Raw genomic sequence first — 20049 nt, forward strand, 5'->3', positions numbered from 1 at the left:
TTCAAAGAAAGAAATATTACAGGACAACAACCTTGGCAGTTCGCATTAGATTAACGCGCGCAGGCCGCAAGAAAATCCCGTGCTATCGCATCGTAGTGATGGACGGACGCAAGCGCCGCGATGGTGCTTATCTGGATCAGCTTGGAGTGTACTATCCTTCACAGCAACCTGCGGTTTTGGAGCTTTCCGCTCAAAAGGCAATTGATTGGCTACGCAAGGGAGCGCAACCTTCTGACACAGTTCGCAGCTTGCTCTCTCGCGAGGGAGTGATGATTCAGTACGATCTTCTGAAGCGCGGCGCATCCGCGGAACAAGCGGCCGCCGAAGCGGACCGTGTTAAAAACGCTGCCGCAATGCGCGCTCAGCAAAAGATCGAAACCGCTGTGGACCGGAAGAAAGCCAAGGAACTTGAAAAGCAGAAGGCCATTGATGCTGCCAAGGCTGCCGAAGCCGAAGCGGCGGCAAAGGCCGCTGCTGAAAAAGCCGCCGCGGAATCCGCCGCTGCTACCGAAGCCCCCGCAGACGCACCTGCCGACGCGGGCGAGGCCCCGAGCGAGTAGATTCGCGACAGCACATTAACGCCCTCTGACTACACTTACACAATAGGCGAGCGAGACTGCGATGGAAGATTTCATCAGCTTTATCGTCAAGCACCTTGTCGAGAAGCCTGAACAAGTCAGGATTGAAACGATCAAGGAAGAGAATGGGCGAGTACTCTACAAACTTTTTGTAGGGCAGGGTGATTTGGGTCAAGTCATTGGCAAAGAAGGCCGGACCGCCCGATCACTAAGAACACTGGTCTTCGCAGCGGCTGCAAGACGCGGAATCCGTGCAGGATTTGAGATCGTGGATCCGGCGATGCCGCCCAAGGGCGCAGAACCTCCACACTTGGAGTCCTACGACAGCAGCGGAGAGCATGCCTAATATCCCCGGGCCGGAAGAGCGGGTTGTCATTGGAGTCGTCGTCGGCTCTCATGGATTGCAGGGCACTCTCAAGATCGACCTGCGTACCGACTTTCCGGAACGATTTGAAGGGCTAAAGGTATGCACGCTCTGCAAGCGTGACGGCTCCGTCCAAGAAGTCAGAATCAAACGCTGCAAGTTTGCTCCGCGCGGAATATTACTGACGCTTGAAGGAATTCGAACTCGGGAACATGCCGACATTTTGCGCGGCGCGACCATTGAACTCCCATTAAGCGAGCGCTGGCAGCTTCCCGAAGATTCCTACTATATCAGTGACCTGATTGGATGCCGCGCACGTACTGAATCCGGTGACGAATTCGGTGAGGTTGAAGACGTCATTCGCGGATCTCAGGACGTTTTGGTGCTTAAGACTGCCAAAGGCGAAGTTCTTGTCCCCTTCGTTGACGAATGGGTAGGGAAGACGGACGTCACGGACAAATATATCGTGATAAGAAGGACTGCCGAGTTGGTCGAACCCGAGACCATACCGCCGGCACTGGGCGAAAGTGATCATTGATATTCTGACAGGATTCCCAGAGCTTTTGAGCGGTCCGTTGAACGAATCCATCGTTTCCCGCGCACTGCAAGAAGGCAAAGTGGAAATTTGGGTCCATGACATCCGGCACTATACCACCGACCGTCACGGAAAAATCGATGATATTCCCTATGGCGGCGGCGCTGGAATGATCATGATGGCTCAGCCCATCTTCGCCTGTTTGGACGCAGTCAAGCGGTATCGATCAGACTTCAACAAGACGCCGCGCTTGCTCTTTATGTCGCCGCAAGGAAGAAAACTCACTCAGACCATCGTGGATGAATTCCTGCTGGATGAGTGGCTGATTATTCTGTGCGGACACTACAAGGATATTGATGCGCGAGTCTTTGAGCGTGATTCTTGGGAGGAAGTTTCGATCGGAGATTTTGTCGTCAGCGGCGGCGAGCTTCCGGCTGCTCTGTTGGTTGACGCAGTAGTCAGAAGGCTTCCCGGTGTATTGGGCGACGAAGACTCGGCCAACAATGACAGTTTCGTTCAGGGCGATTTGGATTCGCCTTACTACACGAAACCAGAAGAATTCGAGGGCCTAAAAGTTCCTGAAGTACTTATTTCAGGTCATCACGCCAAAATCGAAGAATGGCGGCGAGCGCAGCGCGAAAACAGTACGCGCGCAAAGCGCCCCGACCTTCTGAACAACGAGAACAAAGAAAAAAATATTTAGAGGCTATCATGAATCGCATCGCGAATTGGACCATGGACGATCTTCGGCAAGACGTTCCGAGCTTTGTGCCGGGCGACACGCTGAACGTCAGTGTCCGCGTGATTGAAGGTGACAAAGAGCGCATTCAGGCGTTCCAAGGTGTGTGCATCGGTCGTCACGGCGGCGGTCTTGATGAGACGTTCACGGTCCGCAAAATGTCCATGGGCGTCGGCGTGGAACGTGTCTTTCCGCTCCATTCACCGCGTATCGCCAAGATTGAAGTGACGCGTCGCGGCCGGGTTCGCCGTGCAAAGTTGCACTATCTGCGTGGCCTTACAGGCAAGAAGTCGCGTATTCGTGAGAAGGCTCGCGTCACGGAAAGCAACAACTAAGCTCTTCTTTAGGTCCGCATCAGCGGTCCGCATATCGGCTGTAGGTGTCCGCCCACGGGCGGAAGAATAGGGAAGACGGTGCGATTCCGTCGCTGTCCCGCAACTGTGAAGGAGTTTTGTACTCCAAGCCAGGAGACCTGCCTGCGGCTTTCACCGACCTTCGGAGACAAGGAGTAAGGTGGAGGCTCTTCGTGTTAACGAAGAGAAAATAATGGATTCTTTCGGCGGACACAAAGTCCCGCCATTGCTGTTAACTCGCGCAGCCGCATTTGTGGCCGTCGGAGTTGCGCTCGGATATTTGTTAGCCCCTGTTCCAAACGTTGAGTTGGTGACCGCGACATGTTTTTGCGCGGGGTACTTGCTCGGGTTCGGCACGGGGGTTTTGTGCTCCATGCTGATTGAAGTTCTTTTTGCCGGATTTCACCCGATGGGTAGCTCGGTTGGTCTCACGCTCGTCGCACAAACGCTTGGCATGATGGGTGCGGCCGCGGCGGGAACGATTTGCTCAGGCTTCGCCCGACGGGCGTCCATTTCGCTGAGAACTCTATTTGTGGTTCTATTGGGCGTCGCGGCAACGTTGTGGTTCGAGGTCCTCACAAATCTCGCCTTTCCCATTGCCGCCGGTTTCTCCGCTGACCAAACGTTCGCGTCGCTGGTTTTGGGGGCGCCATTCTCCGCAATTCATCTCGTCTCGAATACACTTGTCTTCTTGCTCGTCGTCGCTCCACTTTTGCCGCGGCTGACGACCCTAATAGAGAATCCAATTTGAAGCACTTTAAACTCATAGCGGTTCTGCTTTTTTCGCTGTTCGGCGCGGCATCAGCTCAACAATTGACTTACGAACGCATGTCAACGGTTGCATATGAAGACATGAGTGACTGGATTCGCCGCTTGCCCGGACTCTATCCCATGGACTATGGAGTCGTCGGAGCTCCGGTCTTGTTCAGACCGTGGAACGCTCAACCGTGGCTGATAGGAGTTGAACGTGACGGTATTCCATGGCATCGTGTCAGTGACGGGTTGTATGACTCGAATCTGGACTCACCCGAAGGAGTAAAGTCCCTGTCATTAAGGTTCGACGGCACAAGTCCCTTCGGCACGCTCGACCTTCGTAGTCGCATGCTCCCCAGTGACAGTACCACAACGGAAGTTGTTCTGCGAGAAGGGTACTATGGCTTTGGCAGAATTGATTTTGCTCAAGCGCAGCAGTTGTCCAAATCGGTATCCGCCGAAGCGAGAGGTCGGTTGTTCTGGTATGACGGCCTGCGTCTGGGCATTAGTAAATCACGCTTCTATAATATGAGCGGAAGAATAATTGCGCAGCTTTCTGACCAGTGGAGAGGCTCTCTGGAATATGGCGGAACGGATGTTGATGCTCAAGCGCCCGTGGCATTTCGTGTCGACAACATATTTCAGCGCCCCCAAGTTTACAGCGAACGCGAATACGCAACTGCAAAACTAAACCGCATGGGACAATCGTTTCGGTGGGAGTTTGGTTTGCATGCCCGCCAAGATCGCGAAACACGTGGGTCCTATTTTGGGCTTCGTGAGAAATTTTGGTACGGGTACGCGCAGGGGGACTTCAGCAAGAACAAATCCACGTTCGGCACTCGCGCCGCGGTCGAGCTGTCGGACTTTTCCTTTCCCGGGATCGACCAGCGCTCGGAAAATGCTCTGTCGCTGAAGGTAAATGCCGGACACGATCTTGGAATTCTAAAAGCAGACCTAAGAGGATTGTATCGGCAGAGGATCGACGTAAAATCAAGAATTGAGAATCAAGACGTTTACCCTGACGAATCCATCTGGCTAAAACTTGAAAGCAAAAGGGTTGCAGGACTGAGCGTGCAGACCGAAAGCAATTTCGGTTACAAATCTGTGCCTCAGTTTTGGCGGTACGCGAAGTATCCGCTCGCATACCGTGAACTGCCAGTCGACGAGAGGTTCTTTGGTTCATCGTACTACGGAGGTACGCTGACTGCTTTTGAACCTCGGCACGAGATAAACAAGGTAGGGATGATGGCAGGCGGCATCAACCTAAATCGGGGCACGTCCAACGCGACCATTAAGTTCACTCGCATCGCCTATGACAAGCATAGTTTCACATCAAGCGGTGACACACTTGACTACTTCCCGGAAAACGAATTTTTGTCTGTGTGGCATGGAGTTTCATTGGATTGCGACGTAGCTTTGACGTCAAGTTTCCGTCTGCAGTCATGGACTTCGGTCGAAACCGACGAACACGACTTTACCCGTGCACTTGACACGCGCGCCTTTACTCGATTGCTCATCAGCCGCGACTTCTTCAAAGCGCCGCTGCACATCACCTCCTACGTCGCGCATGAGATGATCGGAAAGCATGACGCCGTTTCAGATTATGCGTCCTACGATGTCGGACCGACTCACATGCTGCATTTCCGCGTAGAGGGAACCATCGAAGGTGTAACCTTGATATGGGGAGCAGAAAATCTGACAGGGCAGCACTACGAATATCTTCCGGGTTACGTGTTGATCAGCAAAGAAGAGTATTTCGGCCTGCGCTGGACGTTCAAGTTATGATTGCGCGTGCGCTCATACTGCTGCTTTTCGTGACGGCCGCGGCACGCGCCGCGGAGAAGGTTGTCCCCGTACGCACGCTTCCTGAAGTGGTGATTCGAGGGATACAACCCGGGTCCAAGCAAGTCTTTTCACACGAGACCATTGAGAAAACCGGCGCACATTCTGCAGCGGAATTCTTAGACATGGTTGGCGGGATTTCGATCCGCAAAGACGCCACCTCGGGAGGACAAGAGTTCGCTCGCATCGGCGGATCGAATACAAATCAAGTTGCAGTGCTGGTAGACGGTCTGAAGATCTCCGACGTCGGCAGTGGTGAAAGCGATCTGTCTAAGATCTCAGTTGAACGCATAGAATCCATTGAAGTCGTGCGCGGTGGAAACGGTACGGTTGCCGAATCTATTGGTGGGGCAATCCTTATTCGAACGAGGTCGCCGGAGCAAGACGGACTCCGCTTATCTGGAGAAACAAGTGAAACGTTATCCACTCTGAGTGCGACTCGCACATGGCGAAACAACGACTTTACGGCTTCCATTGACGCCTCGCGTGAGCAGGGCCAAGGAGACTATCGATTCCGAATTACGGAAGCGGATGGAAACGGACCATTCACCGCGCATTTGGGAGAAGTATTTAAACGGGACAACAATCATCTGTTGCGCGACCACGTTTCCGGAAGACTCGCACAGACCTTCGGAATACATGAGTTCAGCGGGACATATTCAATCGAGCGGGCGGCGTTCGGCTTGCCGGGATACCTCGCTCCGCGCCCCACGCCTGAAGCGAACCAAGATGAGCTTAAGAGAAGCGCCCAAGTGAACTGGAATGCTTCAACAAGCAAGATTGAAGTGCAGTCAGCGGCTGGATTTCAATCTCAGCAGAAGAACTACAACGACTCCGATCCATATAGTTTCTTGCACGAATCGCACGAATCCTCATCCAGATATTCTCTGTTTTCTCAGGTGTCCCGCGGCACAAAAGCGATATCAATTGAAGCCGACGGCCGCTTAGAGCGCGAGGCTCTTTCGAGCGGAGTTTTGACAAATGATCAAGCAACGCGGAATAGATGGCGTGCTGGAACCTCATTTACTCGCCATATTCAACTTGCACAGAGCGCTGCGCGTGTTGCGAGCATAACCGGATTCTTTGCGGTTGAGCGCTTCGGTGATTCGCAATTGCAATCGCTTCCCGGAGCTGAGGTCTTTTTCGCAAACAAGACAAGTATCCCCTTCACCATGGGGGGGCGGTACTCGAAGGCATATAGAGCTCCGAGCTTCTACTCTCTGTTCTGGAATGACGAATTGCTCGCGCAAGGAAATCCGGATTTGCGCCCGGAGTCATCGATCCAATATGAGGCTTACGCGAAAATCGGATCGCGCGGAGTCTATTCAACGTCTCTCGAAATCGATGCCTCGCACAACATTGTGAAGGACCTGATCTACTGGAGGCAAGCCTTTGACGGACGTTGGACTCCGCAGAATCTGCGACGCGCGACGCTCGACAACTACACAGTAGGCCTGAAACAAGTTGCAGTTCCAAATCATCTCGAAGCGGAATGCTCAATGGAATGGCTTGAAGCTCGTGATCGAAGCGGCGATCGCGTTTCCGACGGGAAATACCTCATCTATCGGCCATTGCGGACTCTTAATGCACGCGTTTCGGCAGAATATCGACAGTCCTTCGTGGTCCTCGAGTCCAAGTGGGTAAGCAAACAAGCGGTGCTCGAAACAAATTCTAAGTGGCTTCCGGCTTACACGCTTGTTAATGCGGAGTGGTCTCAGCGATTTCGCTGGGCGGGAGCCGGTTGGCAAGCAGCGCTTCGTTGTGCGAATGTCCTGAATTCAGACTATCGTGTGATCCGGTTCGCGCCCATGCCGCTTCGTGAGTACTCAATTTCCTTAACATGCGATCTTTGGAGCGCTTCACGTGGTTCTTAGCTTCCTGATTCTTTTTTTGGCAAGTATGCTGAATGCGGCAACGATCTATGTGGTAAATGGGCTGGACGAAAGCCTTGGATGGATAAACACTCAGACGGGGCAATACGAGGCGCACGCCGTTACACTCGGTAACATCCCGAACGACGTGGCCGTGACTGAAGAAAAGTTGTTTGTCGTAAATACCGGATTCAATACTCTGCAGGTCATAGACCGGCATTCATTGACAACGCTGAGAGAGATCGAGTTGACTGGAACCGTAAATCCGTGGGCCGTCGCGGTGCTGGATCACGAGCATGTTGTTGTCACGGGGTCGGTCAGCGGCACTTTGACCATCGTAAATTTTGCGACCGGAGTGATTGACACGACGTTTGCCACGGGTGTTGGTCCGCAATCCGTTGCGGTGCGGGACCAAAGGATCTTTGTGCTGAACACTGGCGTCGCGTTCCCGTCTTATGGCAATGGATATTTGATGATCTATGACCCCGGAACATTTGCACTAACGGACTCTGTTAGTTTGGGAGTAAACGCGCAATATATGGAGTTTGTTGGAAATGAAGTTCATGTCGCCTGCACCGGGAATTACGGCGATATTCCCGGCGAAATAGACATAGTCGATCTGACAAATCACTCGAACCGTTCTTCGCTTGGTTGCGGCGGAACTCCCGGAGCTGTCTCGGTGTTTCGCAATGAGGCTTTCGTTGCTGCAGGAGGGTGGGGGAATGAAGGCTACGTATTCAAATACAGTGTTGAAACCAGAGCACTGATAAATGACAGCGACAATCCCATATTTTGCGGAGTGGGAGCCAGCGATATCCAAGCGCTGTCCGATGGCAGTTTTGCGGTGTCATGTTTTTCCGATGCGACGGTAGAAATTCGCAGTTCATCTGGAGAGCTTCTCGTTACGTACGATATGTCCGCTGGGCCGGGTGCGATTTGTATCTGGTGGGATGAGCTCGATGATAGCCCGCCGCACCTTCAAGACGTATCAGAGTTTGAGATACTCAGAGCTTTTCCAAACCCCTTCAACAGTACAGTGGCCTTCGACCTTAAGGGGCAGATTCATACCTCGGCGGAGCTAAGAATTTTCGACTTATGTGGACGACAGGTTGCAGAACTCCCCCTGGCAGTTGGACAAAACAGGGTCTTTTGGGACGCCCATGATGGGGCCGGGCAAGAGGTCGCTGCAGGGGCATACTTTGTTAGCCTGAAGGGAGAAAATGAACGAACCGCAAAGAAAATACTATATCTTAAATAAACAATATTTTACGCATCCAACTGAGGCGCTGGGTCAGTTTGCAAGTCTGTCGGAAATATCGTATCTTCAACGATTACCAAAGATAGACCTGTAGACCGACCCTTTTTTGATGAGCACCAGCAAGAAACGTATTCTATCCGGAATGAGGCCTACCGGCCGACTTCACCTTGGAAATTACGTCGGCGCTCTCGAAAATTGGGTTCGCTTGCAGGATAGCTTTGAGAATTTTCACCTCGTTGCCGATTGGCATACGTTGACCACGGATTTCGAGCATACCCGCCAAATTCCCGAGAATATTCACGAGATGGTCACCGATTGGCTGGCCGCCGGAATAGACCCTGAAAAAAGTCCGATTTTTGTGCAGTCGCAGATCAAAGCGCATGCCGAGCTTTATTTGATACTGAACATGATTATCTCCACCGGACGCTTGGAGCGCAATCCTACTCTAAAGGACCAGGTTCGCGATTTAGGTTTGGAGGACGCCGTTACTGCTGGACACCTAACGTACCCAGTTTTGCAAGCAGCGGACATCATGATGTACAAAGGCGAGGTTGTCCCGGTCGGTGAAGACCAGTTGCCGCATATCGAAGTCACGCGCGAACTTGCTCGTCGTTTCAACAATCTGTATGCGCCTGGGCATCCAGTGTTTCCGGAACCGGAAGGGCTGTTGACGCAGTTTCCGCGACTGCAAGGATTGGATGGCAAACGCATGTCCAAGTCGGTTGGAAATACAATTCTGCTGGCCGATTCGCCCGACGAGATTTCAAGTAAACTTCGCAAGGCCGTCACCGATCCGCTTAAGGTTCGCAAGAATGATCCCGGCCGTCCGGATGTCTGCTTGGTCTTTGGTTACCACAAGAAATTTAACGAAGCAGAAACGCCTGAGCTTCGATCCGGCTGTGAAAGCGGCGCCTTGGGATGTGTAGATTGTAAGAAACGCTGCGCCGCAAAGATTATCGAACATCTTGCGCCAATCCATGAGCGCCGCAGAAATCTTGAAGCCAATCCCGGTCGCGTGGCCGAAGTGCTTCAGATGGGAAAAGAGCGGGCGACGAAAGTGGCGGATCAAACTATGTCCGAAGTTCACAATACGATGGGATTCGGCGCATGAGCATGTGGCAAGTTAAACTGCCGCGCTTTGAAGGCCCGCTTGATTTGCTGCTCTTTTTGGTCACGCGCAAAGAATACGACATTCTTGATCTTCCTATGGCTGAGATCACTGAGTCGTATCTTGAAGCGCTCGATTCTATCGGTGTAGACAATCTGGAAGATGCTGGCGAGTACTTGTTGATGGCCGCGACTCTGCTGTCGATCAAAGTTAGGATGCTCTTGCCGCACACAGAAGCGCACGAAGCGATCGAGCTTGATGATCCCCGCCGTGAGTTGGTCAACAGACTCCAAATCTATTCTCGCATCAAAGAAGCGGCAGAGGATTTGGGCAAGCTCGAGATGGATATGTATGATCGCAAGCCGCTTGCACGCGAAGCGGTTTCAGATGAGACACGTCCTGAAGGAACGGAACTTTTGTTCCCGATATCGATATATGATCTCGCCCGCGCCATGGAGGAGATTCTCGCCCGCCGTGAATCGAAGGTCTTTCACGAAGTCAAACTCCTCAAGGTGTCTGTCGAGGAGCGTGTACAATGGGTGATGACGAATCTCAGTCGTTTGGAACGGTTTGCTTTACTTGAACAGCTTCGGTCAATTCCCGACAGGATAGTCTGGGTTGCGACGCTGCTTGCCTTGCTGGAGTTGGCGCGGCAAGGCAAAGTCAAGCTGGATCAAAATCAACCCTTTGAAGAAATTTACGTGGCCCGACCTGAGGCCGCTGAAATACAGGCCGCTTAAGAATGCCCTTTTCGGAAGAAGAATACAACCAATTCGAAGACGAACAAGAGTCGTCTGAGCCTGAAGAATTCGAAGGCGAAGACGAGTCCACGGACGAATCGGATGAGGACGTCCGCACAAGACGACGCATGTCGCAGCTTGAAGCTTTGCTTTTGGCCAGCACGGAGCCTCTGACGGAAGCGGCATTCGTGAATGCTGTGGGCAAACGCGCAAAAGGCAAACTTCCGGATTTGGTGACCGCTTTGAATCACGAGTACGAAACGCAACAGCGCTCATTCGAGATTCTTCAAGTTGCCGGCGGCTACATGCTGTTTACGCGCCCCGAGCACGGCGATTTGCTTAGGCGGTTCTTGGCCGAGAAGGCCCGCACAAAGCTGTCACGAGCGGCACTCGAGTCACTCGCGGTAATCGCTTTTCGCGGCCCTGTTACACGTGTAGACATCGACGAAATCAGGGGCGTTGACTCCGGCGGCGTATTGCGGAATTTGCTTGATCGCAGACTCATTCGCGTTAAGGGCCGTGCGGAGTTGGTGGGACGTCCATTGCTCTATGAAATTACTGATGAATTCCTAAAATACTTCGGAGTAACCAGTGTTTCGGATTTGCCGAGACACGCCGAGCTGACTCGCGAATTAGGCGAGCTGCGGGCCGCGGAGCAAGAACAAGAGAGCCTCTTGCTTGACGCGCCTGAAGAAACTTTGCCGGAGGAGACGGAGGACACGCAAGACACTCCGAAATCCGGCAATGGTCATCACAAGCTGACCACAAAGAACATATCGGAAGACAGCGAGTAAAGACTAATGAATATTAAAAACAGTAGAATTCTCGTTTTGGGCGGTTGGGGACTGGTTGGTGTTGCAGTATGCAAGAGACTATTGGCGCAGAAGCCGTCCTATTTGGCGGTTTTGTCACTGCGCGAGCATGAAGCGAAGGACGCTGTGTCAGAGCTTCAGCCTTTTAGGGGTGGTTGTGAGGTCGTTGCCGAATGGGGCGACATTTTCTTGACATCCAAACTTAAGGACCATTCGCGTCCGGAGATTTTGGACGATGCAGACTTGCGCAGACAATTTGTGGATGGCGTCTTTGAAAAGCCGTCGGAAGACAGACTCAAGTCTTTCTTTCTCTATCAAATTATCGCGAAGCACAAGCCAGACATTATTATCGACAGCGTGAATTCGGCGACGGGGCTTGCCTATCAAGACACGTATACGGCGTACTACGATGTTCGTGAGGCGATGGACAGCGCGGGCGGCAAGGCTACCGCGGACAGCATTCGGTCCCAAGTCGAAAAACTGGTCAGCACGATCAGTATTCCCCAATTGATTAGGCATTTGCAAGTTTTGAACGAAGCATGCCGCACTCATAGTGTCCGTATGTACGTGAAAGTCGGAACTACTGGCACGGGCGGCATGGGATTGAATATTCCTTATACTCACTCCGAAGACAGACCGTCTGGGCAACTGCTCAGCAAGTCTTCTTTGGCGGGAGCGCACAGCTTGCTTTTGTTCTTGATGGGGCGGACGCCGGGTTCTCCTTATGTTAAAGAGATCAAACCCGCTGCGGTTATTGCGTGGAAAAAGATTGCTTACGGCGAGATTCGTCGTGGCGGCAAACCCATTCCACTCTTTGATTGTGATCCGCAATCCCCGGTTACGCTGGGTCCTGTTTTCAAACGTTTGGACAATTCGGCTGGAACGGAGAAGCAGGAAAACTTGAAGGCGGTCTACATAGACACCGGCGAGAACGGAATTTTCTCGACCGAAGAGTTTTTTACGATTACCGCGGCGGAGCAGATGGAGTTTGTGACGCCCGAGGAAATCGCGCATTCGGTCGTAACGGAAATCGAAGGCGGCAACAGCGGATTTGATGTCGTTGGCGCGCTGGATGCGGTCGTCATGGGTCCGACATACCGCGCCGGCATCCTTCGCAAAGCGGCGCTCGACGAAATGGTTCGACTTGAGCAAAAATCCGGCAGCCGCAGCATCGCATTTGAGATGCTTGGACCTCCGCATCTATCCAAACTACTTTACGAAGCCTATTTGATTTGGTTGGCTTTTCCGAATGTTCTCGGTTTTTGTCGCAAGTCCGAAAACGAATGCTCGGAAGCGTTGTTGAATGTCGTCAAATCCAACGATACGTTGCGGGCGACCATTTTGTCGATCGGAGTGCCGATTCTTTTGCCTGACGGCAAACAGATTCTTCGTGGGCCGGAAGTCAAGATCCCTCCGTATGCAGGCTCGAACGAGTTCAAGGTCGACGATACGAGTTTAAACGAGTGGGCCAAGAAGGGTTGGGTAGACCTTCGTCCTGCCAACATGAAACTCTGGCAGCAGCGAATCGAGAAACACTTGCAGTTCGACGACGAAGAGAATCGTCAAGATTCTTCGTCAGGTTATCCGTGGCCCAGCCGCTTCGAGGGTGAGAGTGATTCTCATTTCGTCGGCAAGATCGTCACGCAGATTTTTATTGACGAAGAGAACGGCGGACGCATAAAGGCATGAGCCGAGACCCGAAGTCACTGGTTATCGCAATCGACGGACCTGCAAGCAGCGGCAAGTCTACGACCGCTAAGCGTGTTGCGGATCAACTCGGATTGATGTATCTGGACACCGGCGCCATGTACCGCGCGGTGGCGCTCAAGATTTATCGCAGCGGCATCGAGTTGACTGACAAAGCGGCGCTTACCAAACTGCTGAACACGACGACAGTCACTCAGAAGAATTTCGACGGTGGCGTTCATTTCCTGCTTGACGGCGAAGATGTGACCGAAGAGATTCGCACGCCTGACATCTCTTTGTGGGTCGGGCCAGTTTCTGAGCATGGCCTGGTACGGGAACATCTTGTCGAGTGGCAAAGGGAGATCGGCAAAGAAGGCGGCATAATCGCGGACGGCCGCGACATCGGTACAGTGGTATTTCCTAAAGCCGATTTGAAAATCTATCTCATAGCCGACGCTCACGTTCGTGCTGTGCGCCGTCAACGAGAACTTGCGGCACGTGGAATTGTCCAGTCGGTCGAAGAGGTTGAAGAAGCAATTGTCAAACGCGACAACCGGGATTCTACTCGCGAACACAGCCCGCTGAAAAAGGCTGAAAACGCAATCGAATTGGACACGACGCACCTAACAATCGGTGATCAGGTGGACAAAGTGTTGGGCTTAATCAAGAAAGTAACCGCTTCAGCGGACGGCAAGTAGATTTTGTGCGAGCGTTTTACGCGACAGTTGCATGGACGGCTCGAACACTTTTTCGGATATTGTACGGTGTTCGAGTAACTGGTCTTGAAAATCTCCCCAAATCGGGAAGTGTTCTGATCTGTTCCAATCATCGCTCGAATCTCGATCCGCCGATTCTCGGGTCGCACTTGGATCGCGAAGTGAGCTATTTTGCCAAAGCCGAGTTGTTCACGAGTCCGATTTTCGGTCCGTTCTTGCGCAAGCTGAATGCTTTTCCTGTCAAACGTGGTCAGATGGATAAAGCGGCGATGACCACGTGCCTGAAAGTCCTGAAATCGGACGGCGCATTGGTGTTTTTTCCCGAGGGCACGCGCGCACCTGCAAACGGTTACTTGTACCCAAAATTCGGAGTCGGTTGGGTGCTTTACAAGACGAGAGCGGATGTTGTGCCACTTTACGTTCATGGTACTGCCACAGGCAGGAAGTTCACCCTGAAGCGCCCGCAGATGGAAGTTGTCGTCGGCAAACCCGTCAGCGCAGAATCGATTATTCAAGACGCGTCCGACACTCGCGACGGTTACCAACAAGTGGCCGACAGAATTCTGAATCTGATACGCGATTTGTCTTTGAATACGACAATTGCGAAGATCACGGAACCGGGTCAGATCAGTGACCGCTCAATTATTGAAGACGAACGATTAAGATAGCCCGAAATCGCGGGCAGTAGTTGTTTCACCAAACCCCGTTACCCGGCGGGAATAAAGAACCGGGAGAAAAAAATGGAAGAAGTAACACAAACCCCTGCGGCCGAGGAAACCAAGTCCACTCCTTGGGTGGATGAAGTCCTGTTCAAGGGCCGCAAAGTCAAGCGCAGCGAACTCCCCGAAGAACAACAGAAACTGACGCAGGAAGCTCAGGACCTTGCCAATCTTTACGGCAAACTGGTCATGGAATTCCGCGAAGGCGAAATTGTTCAAGGCAAGATCGTATCGATCAGTGACAAAGAAATCTCGATCGATATCGGCTTCAAATCGGAAGGCGCTGTCGCGCGCGACGAATTCGCAAATCTTACGGACGTAAAAATCGGCGACGACGTCGAAGTCTTCCTCGATCGCGTCGAAGATCATTCGGGTCAGCTTTCGCTCTCGAAGCGCAAAGCCGACTTCATGAAGACGTGGGAGCGGATTCAGTCGATTTACGAGAAAGAAGAAATTACGACCGGCAACATCCAGCGCCGTATCAAGGGCGGATTCGTGGTCAACGTCATGGGAGTCGAGGCCTTTTTGCCCGGTTCGCAAATCGACGTACATCCGGTGCGTGACTTCGACGCATTGGTCGGTCAGGATATGGAATTCAGGATTGTCAAGCTCAACGACGCACGCAAGAACATCGTCGTGTCGCGCAAGGTAATCATCGAAGAGGGCTTGAAGGGTGTACGCGAGAAGATTCTCGCCGAACTTCAAGTGGGCGACGTCATGGAAGGAACCGCGAAGAACATCACCGACTTTGGTGTCTTCGTCGACCTCGGCGGCGTGGACGGACTCTTGCACATCACGGACCTTTCTTGGGGCCGGGTCAGCCATCCGTCAGAAGTTGTGCAGCTTGATCAAAAGCTCACGGTCAAGGTGCTTGACTACGACCGTGAACGCCAGCGTATTTCCGTCGGTTTGAAGCAGCTTCAGCCGCATCCGTGGGACGGAGTTGATGAACGCTATCCCGTCGGTGCCAAGGTCATGGGCAAGGTCGTGTCGATCGCTCGCTACGGCGCGTTCGTAGAACTCGAAAAAGGTCTCGAAGGCCTCGTGCACATTTCCGAGATGAGCTGGACGCAGCATATCAAGCATCCGTCCGCCATGCTTTCGGTCGGTGACGAAATCGAAGTGGTTATCCTGAACATTGACAAGGAAGGCCGCAAGATTTCCTTGGGTATGAAGCAGGTCGACGCCGATCCGTGGGAAAACCTCGAGCAGAAGTACGCACCGGGATCTCGCCACAATGGCAAAGTTCGTGACCTTGTTCCCTTCGGCGCGTTCGTCGAATTGGAAGATGGCATCGACGGACTGGTGCACATTTCCGATCTGTCGTGGACAAAACGAGTCCGCCACCCTGGTGAAATTCTCCAAAAGGGTGAAGAAGTCGAAATTGTTGTGCTCGGATTTGACCGCAATGAGCGCCGTATTGCCTTAGGTCTGAAGCAAGCGCAAGAAAATCCGTGGGACGAATTCGAAACGCTCTATTCCGTCGGATCGCAAGCGAACGGTAAGGTTGTACGCGTGATGGACAAGGGCGTGATCGTCGAATTGCCGCGCGAAGTCGAAGGCTTCGTGCCCGCAAGTCAGTTGAAGCGACTGACCAAAGGAGCGAAGCAATCCGTGAGCGTCGGAGACGAAATCATGCTTGAAGTGATTGAGTTCGACCGTGAGAATAAGAAGATCATTCTGGCCGCGCAGGCTCCTGATGGTGCCGAAGCGGAAGACGAACTCGATGCCGAAACCCGCGAACAGTATATCGTGGGCAGTGATACCGCTGATTCGTCGGACGATTCGTCAGACTCAACCGAACCGAACGACTCGACAGAGTCTGCATGATCCCAGAGAGTCCTCCGTCAAAAAAGCTCGTGCATGTCACGACGCTTGGCTGCAAACTAAATCAATATGACAGCGAGATGCTGTTGACGCAGTTGCGGTCGGAGGGGTTTTGTGAGACTGAAAGCGCACGTGACGCCGACCTGGTGGTCGTCAACACGTGTGCGGTGACAGAGACTGCGGAACGAAAGGGCCGCGCGGCTATCCGCGCGGCCCTTCGCCAAAACCCAAGTGCGAAGATTGCGGCGACGGGATGCTTGGCCGAGAGATCATCGGCTTCCCTTTTGAAATCGGGGGCTCACGTCGTATTCGGCAATCGGGAAAAGGAACAACTGGCAAAGATACTCGCGAGTAGCGAGTCTGTGCAGGTAGGTGGGATTAAGAATGAAGAACCGTGGACGGACAGCACAGTCGTCGACGGGTTGAGTGGCAGAACGAGAGCATTCCTAAAAATTCAGGACGGCTGCTCCCAGCATTGTACATACTGCATCGTGCCAAAACTGCGTGGGAAAGGCAGAAGTCTTTCCAAGGAGGAGGCAGTCACACGAGCAAAACAGCTCGTTGACAAGGGCTTTCAAGAAATCGTCGTTACCGGTGTCGCACTGGGTACGTACGGGTTCGACCGCGACGAAATGGACATTTTGCCTGACGTTGTCGCCGCAATTACCGGCGTTCAGGGTCTTCGGCGTCTTAGATTAGGGAGCGTGGAACCGTGGGCCGTCACCGAGCGTTTCCTTCATACAGTCGCCGAGTCCGACGTCATTTGTCCCCACTTGCATCTGCCATTTCAAAGTGCCTGTGACGAAGTCCTGCACAGAATGAACCGCCGGTACACCGTACGAGAATTGCGGGAAAAATTAGATCTCGCCTTCAAACTTCGGGACGATTGGGGAATTGGAGCAGACGTCATAGTTGGATTTCCGGGTGAAACGGACGCGCAGTTTCAAGAAACATTCGCTTTTCTCGAGTCGCATCCGATCTCCTACCTGCATGTTTTTCCATTCAGCAGTCGGCCGGGAACCGCAGCCACCAAAATGCAGGGATATGTGCCGCAGCACGAATCCACTCGCCGCGCGAATTCCCTGCGAGATCTTTCTCGAAAACTAAAATTGGATTTCAACCTGCGCCACGTTGGTCAGACAGTTGAAACGATCGCGGAAAACCGCGGGTCCGGTGATTTTACTTACGGACACGCGCGAAACTATGCCGATATAGCCGTGCACTCTAAGGAAATCGAGCCTGGCAGGATCGCGAATGTTTACGTCGATCACGCGGATGCAGACTTTTTGTATTGCAAACCGATTGGAAATTAAGAATGAGTTTACCGCAAGTTAATCGCGACCGTATGGTCGACCTCTTCTGCAAGCTCGTGTCAATCGACAGCCCATCAAAAAAAGAGGCTCCGGTCGCGGACTTTATTGAAAAACACCTTGCGCCGCTCGGTGTGAAGGTGTGGCGCGACGACGCCGGAGAAAAAATCGGCGGCAACTGTGGAAATCTGCACGTGCGCATGGATGCGCGCGGCTCTAAGTCGCCCGCAGTCTTGTTCTCGTCGCATATGGACACCGTAATGCCCGGCATTGGAGTTAAACCCAAAGTCGACGGCGATTTCATTCGTTCGGACGGCACGACTGTGCTGGGTGCCGATGACAAAGCCGGCGTCACTGCGATTCTGGAAATGCTGCAGTGCATTCACGAGAGCGATATGCCGCACGGACCGATTGAAGTTATTTTTGACGTCGCAGAAGAGATTGGCTTGATGGGCGCGAACGAAGTTGATCTGACGCAAGTCAAGGCCAAGTACGCGATCGTGCTTGACGGCGAAGACATGGATCAGATCATCTACAAGTCACCGAGTGCGAACCGCATGTTCTACGAGATCGAAGGCATCGCCGCCCACGCCGGAATGCGTCCCGAAAACGGCATCTCTGCGATTGAGGTGTTCTGCGAAGCGGTTTCCAACATGACGCTCGGTAGACTTGACAGCGAAACGACGGCAAATATCGGCACCATCGAAGCCGGTCGCGCGACGAATATCGTCTGCGAGCATCTGCAATCTCGCGCGGAAGCCCGCAGCCATTCCACTGAGAAGCTCGAAGCTCAAACTGCGGCGATGAGCAAGGCCTTTAAGGATGCGATTGCGAAATTTGAACGTGTCATAGACGGCAAGCCGCGCCGCGCCGTATTGAAAGAAACTGTCAACCGCGAATTCACTGCCATGAATATTCCACTGGATTCCCTTGTCTTCAAGGTGGTAAGTGAAGCCGGCGAACTGATCGGGCTGAAGATGAAACCCGAAGCGATCGGCGGCGGCACGAATGCGAACGTATACAATGCAAAGGGCCTCCCGGCAGTTGTAATCGGGTGCGGAATGAAGGAAGAGCACACGACAAGCGAACATCTCGCGATCAACGATCTTGTGATGGCGGCCAAACTGTGTCTTGCGATACTGCAAAAGAACCACGAACATTCGCTTGCCTGAAAGAACGCGGCATAACATGATTTCATATGGAACCGTAGCGGTTCCACTGTCCTCTGCCGGGCCATTGGCAGAGGGCTTTTTTCAAGGAGTATCGAACAAGAGAGATGACCAACATGAAGACGCACTTTCCGCGTATTGTCGGAATTGGCTTGACGTACGACGACGTCCTGTTGATCCCCGCGGCCTCCGAAATCCTTCCGTCCGAAGTAGATTTGTCGAGTAGGCTGACCACAAATATCAAATTGAAGATTCCTCTCGTGTCAGCGGCGATGGACACCGTATCGGAGTCTGAACTCTGCATCGCGCTTGCTCGTCAGGGAGGAATCGGTGCAATTCACAAGAATATGTCGGCTGAAGAGCAGGCCGCGGAGGTCGACCGGGTGAAACGCAGTGAGTCTGCGATCATTCACGAACCCTACACGCTTCCTCCGGTCGCCAAACTTGCTGATGCGCTTAGACTGAAACACGCCAAAGGCGTGAGCGGCATTCCGATCATTGAAGACGACGGAACGCTGATCGGCATCATCACTGACCGGGACATGCGTTTTGAGACAAATCAGGACACGCCAGTCACAAAACTGATGACCCCCAAAGAAAAGCTCATCACCGCACCGCTTGCGACGGATCTTAATAAGGCCGAGCAGATCCTCCAAGAACACAGGATAGAAAAGCTCTTGCTCGTAAATGAGAAAGGCGGGCTCGAGGGACTTGTCACAGTAAAAGACATACAGAAGCGCTCGCAGTTTCCCAATGCCTGCAAGGACAACGAAGGTCGTCTGCGCGTCGCGGCGGCCCTTGGAATCGGTGCCGACTCGGATGAACGCGCCGAGCTGCTGGTCAAGAGCGGAGTGGATGCGCTAGTCGTCGACTCTGCTCACGGTCACTCATCCAATGTCATCAAGGCCGTCGAGCGACTACGTGCAAAGCACCACAAAGTCGAAATCATCGCAGGCAATGTCGTCACGGCTGAAGGAGCCCGCGCCCTCGCACTGGCCGGTGCAAATGCGATTAAGGTCGGTGTCGGCCCGGGTTCTATTTGCACGACTCGCGTGGTAGCCGGAGTGGGCGTCCCGCAGATCACTGCTATTATGTGGGTGGTGGAGGCCTTGGCCGATCTCGACATCCCGGTAATCGCCGATGGAGGCATTCGTTACTCCGGCGATATCGCCAAAGCTCTTGGCGCGGGTGCCTCTGCTGTCATGATCGGGAGTTTGTTTGCAGGCACGGAGGAGGCCCCGGGCGAGACGATCTTGGTGGATGGCCGGAGCTACAAACTCTTCCGCGGCATGGGCTCGATAGGAGCCATGAAAAAAGGATCGGCGGACCGGTATTTCCAGTCCGCCGCCGCAGCAAGTAGTAAGTTTGTGCCTGAAGGAATCGAGGGTAAAGTACCGTATAAGGGAAAGTTATCAGATACGGTTTTTCAGCTGATGGGAGGAATTCGGGCTTCCATGGGCTATTGTGGAGCGAAGACTATCCACGACATGCAAACAAAAACGCGGTTCGTGGAGGCTACTGCAGCTGGATACACGGAAAGCCATCCGCATGATGTCTCCATCGTGCAGGAGTCGCCGAATTATTCCAGACCCAAGTAAGTCGAGATTTTGAGACAAAAAAAGAGCCGGTGAATATGCTGTGACCGGAGGGGGACGATGGTCACGAGCTC

General features: G+C 53.0%; 19 protein-coding genes and 1 riboswitch. All 19 genes read left to right on the forward strand.

Going from position 1 to position 20049, the window contains the following annotated elements:
* Positions 1-32: 32 nt before the first annotated feature.
* The 19 genes from rpsP to guaB all read left to right on the forward strand — a co-directional run bounded on the left by rpsP (position 33) and on the right by guaB (position 19978).
* Positions 33-560: a 30S ribosomal protein S16 gene (gene rpsP, locus H6507_03800; protein MCB9368215.1), complete on the forward strand. Its 528-nt coding sequence runs from the start codon at positions 33-35 to the stop codon at positions 558-560.
* A gap of 61 nt (positions 561-621) precedes the next feature.
* The gene (locus tag H6507_03805; GenBank protein MCB9368216.1) at positions 622-924 is read left to right on the forward strand and encodes a KH domain-containing protein; all 303 of its coding nucleotides are present in this window, start codon (positions 622-624) and stop codon (positions 922-924) included.
* Complete coding sequence (rimM, locus tag H6507_03810; GenBank protein ID MCB9368217.1) at positions 917-1480, forward strand: 16S rRNA processing protein RimM; 564 nt, start codon at positions 917-919, stop codon at positions 1478-1480. Before H6507_03805 ends, rimM begins: the two co-directional genes overlap by 8 nt.
* Positions 1470-2180: a tRNA (guanosine(37)-N1)-methyltransferase TrmD gene (gene trmD / locus H6507_03815; GenBank protein ID MCB9368218.1), complete on the forward strand. Its 711-nt coding sequence runs from the start codon at positions 1470-1472 to the stop codon at positions 2178-2180. Before rimM ends, trmD begins: the two co-directional genes overlap by 11 nt.
* An 8-nt stretch (positions 2181-2188) precedes the next feature.
* Positions 2189-2551, forward strand: a complete 363-nt coding sequence (gene rplS, locus H6507_03820) for a 50S ribosomal protein L19 (GenBank protein ID MCB9368219.1) — start codon at positions 2189-2191, stop codon at positions 2549-2551.
* A 25-nt stretch (positions 2552-2576) separates the two neighbouring features.
* Positions 2577-2711, forward strand: a riboswitch (cobalamin riboswitch).
* Between the two features lie 18 nt (positions 2712-2729).
* Positions 2730-3320 carry a hypothetical protein gene (locus H6507_03825; GenBank protein ID MCB9368220.1) on the forward strand — a complete coding sequence of 197 codons (591 nt, stop codon included), beginning with the start codon at positions 2730-2732 and terminating at the stop codon, positions 3318-3320.
* Positions 3317-5107: a hypothetical protein gene (locus H6507_03830; GenBank protein MCB9368221.1), complete on the forward strand. Its 1791-nt coding sequence runs from the start codon at positions 3317-3319 to the stop codon at positions 5105-5107. Before H6507_03825 ends, H6507_03830 begins: the two co-directional genes overlap by 4 nt.
* Entirely contained in the window at positions 5104-7038 is a 1935-nt protein-coding gene (locus H6507_03835; protein MCB9368222.1) for a TonB-dependent receptor, read from the forward strand. Before H6507_03830 ends, H6507_03835 begins: the two co-directional genes overlap by 4 nt.
* Positions 7028-8293 carry a T9SS type A sorting domain-containing protein gene (locus tag H6507_03840; protein MCB9368223.1) on the forward strand — a complete coding sequence of 422 codons (1266 nt, stop codon included), beginning with the start codon at positions 7028-7030 and terminating at the stop codon, positions 8291-8293. The genes H6507_03835 and H6507_03840 overlap by 11 nt, the downstream gene beginning before the upstream one ends.
* Positions 8294-8402: 109 nt before the next feature.
* A complete protein-coding gene (gene trpS / locus H6507_03845; GenBank protein ID MCB9368224.1) occupies positions 8403-9404 on the forward strand; it encodes a tryptophan--tRNA ligase in 1002 nt (333 codons plus the stop codon).
* Entirely contained in the window at positions 9401-10141 is a 741-nt protein-coding gene (locus tag H6507_03850) for a segregation/condensation protein A (GenBank protein ID MCB9368225.1), read from the forward strand. Before trpS ends, H6507_03850 begins: the two co-directional genes overlap by 4 nt.
* 2 nt (positions 10142-10143) lie before the next feature.
* Complete coding sequence (gene scpB / locus H6507_03855; GenBank protein ID MCB9368226.1) at positions 10144-10935, forward strand: SMC-Scp complex subunit ScpB; 792 nt, start codon at positions 10144-10146, stop codon at positions 10933-10935.
* Between the two features lie 6 nt (positions 10936-10941).
* Positions 10942-12642 (forward strand): short-chain dehydrogenase, encoded by a 1701-nt coding sequence (locus tag H6507_03860; GenBank protein ID MCB9368227.1) that lies wholly within the window; start codon positions 10942-10944, stop codon positions 12640-12642.
* Positions 12639-13337 carry a (d)CMP kinase gene (locus tag H6507_03865; GenBank protein MCB9368228.1) on the forward strand — a complete coding sequence of 233 codons (699 nt, stop codon included), beginning with the start codon at positions 12639-12641 and terminating at the stop codon, positions 13335-13337. Before H6507_03860 ends, H6507_03865 begins: the two co-directional genes overlap by 4 nt.
* Positions 13338-13342: 5 nt before the next feature.
* Positions 13343-14023, forward strand: a complete 681-nt coding sequence (locus tag H6507_03870; protein ID MCB9368229.1) for a 1-acyl-sn-glycerol-3-phosphate acyltransferase — start codon at positions 13343-13345, stop codon at positions 14021-14023.
* A gap of 72 nt (positions 14024-14095) precedes the next feature.
* Complete coding sequence (gene rpsA, locus H6507_03875; protein MCB9368230.1) at positions 14096-15904, forward strand: 30S ribosomal protein S1; 1809 nt, start codon at positions 14096-14098, stop codon at positions 15902-15904.
* Positions 15901-17214 carry a tRNA (N(6)-L-threonylcarbamoyladenosine(37)-C(2))-methylthiotransferase MtaB gene (mtaB, locus tag H6507_03880; protein ID MCB9368231.1) on the forward strand — a complete coding sequence of 438 codons (1314 nt, stop codon included), beginning with the start codon at positions 15901-15903 and terminating at the stop codon, positions 17212-17214. Before rpsA ends, mtaB begins: the two co-directional genes overlap by 4 nt.
* Positions 17215-17216: 2 nt before the next feature.
* Positions 17217-18383: a M20/M25/M40 family metallo-hydrolase gene (locus H6507_03885; GenBank protein ID MCB9368232.1), complete on the forward strand. Its 1167-nt coding sequence runs from the start codon at positions 17217-17219 to the stop codon at positions 18381-18383.
* 113 nt (positions 18384-18496) lie between these two features.
* On the forward strand, positions 18497-19978 hold the full coding sequence (guaB, locus tag H6507_03890) for an IMP dehydrogenase (protein ID MCB9368233.1): 1482 nt from the start codon (positions 18497-18499) through the stop codon (positions 19976-19978).
* The last annotated feature ends 71 nt before the right edge of the window (positions 19979-20049 follow it).

It is taken from the genome of Calditrichota bacterium, assembly GCA_020637445.1.
Lineage (GTDB): Bacteria > Electryoneota > RPQS01 > RPQS01 > RPQS01 > JABWCQ01.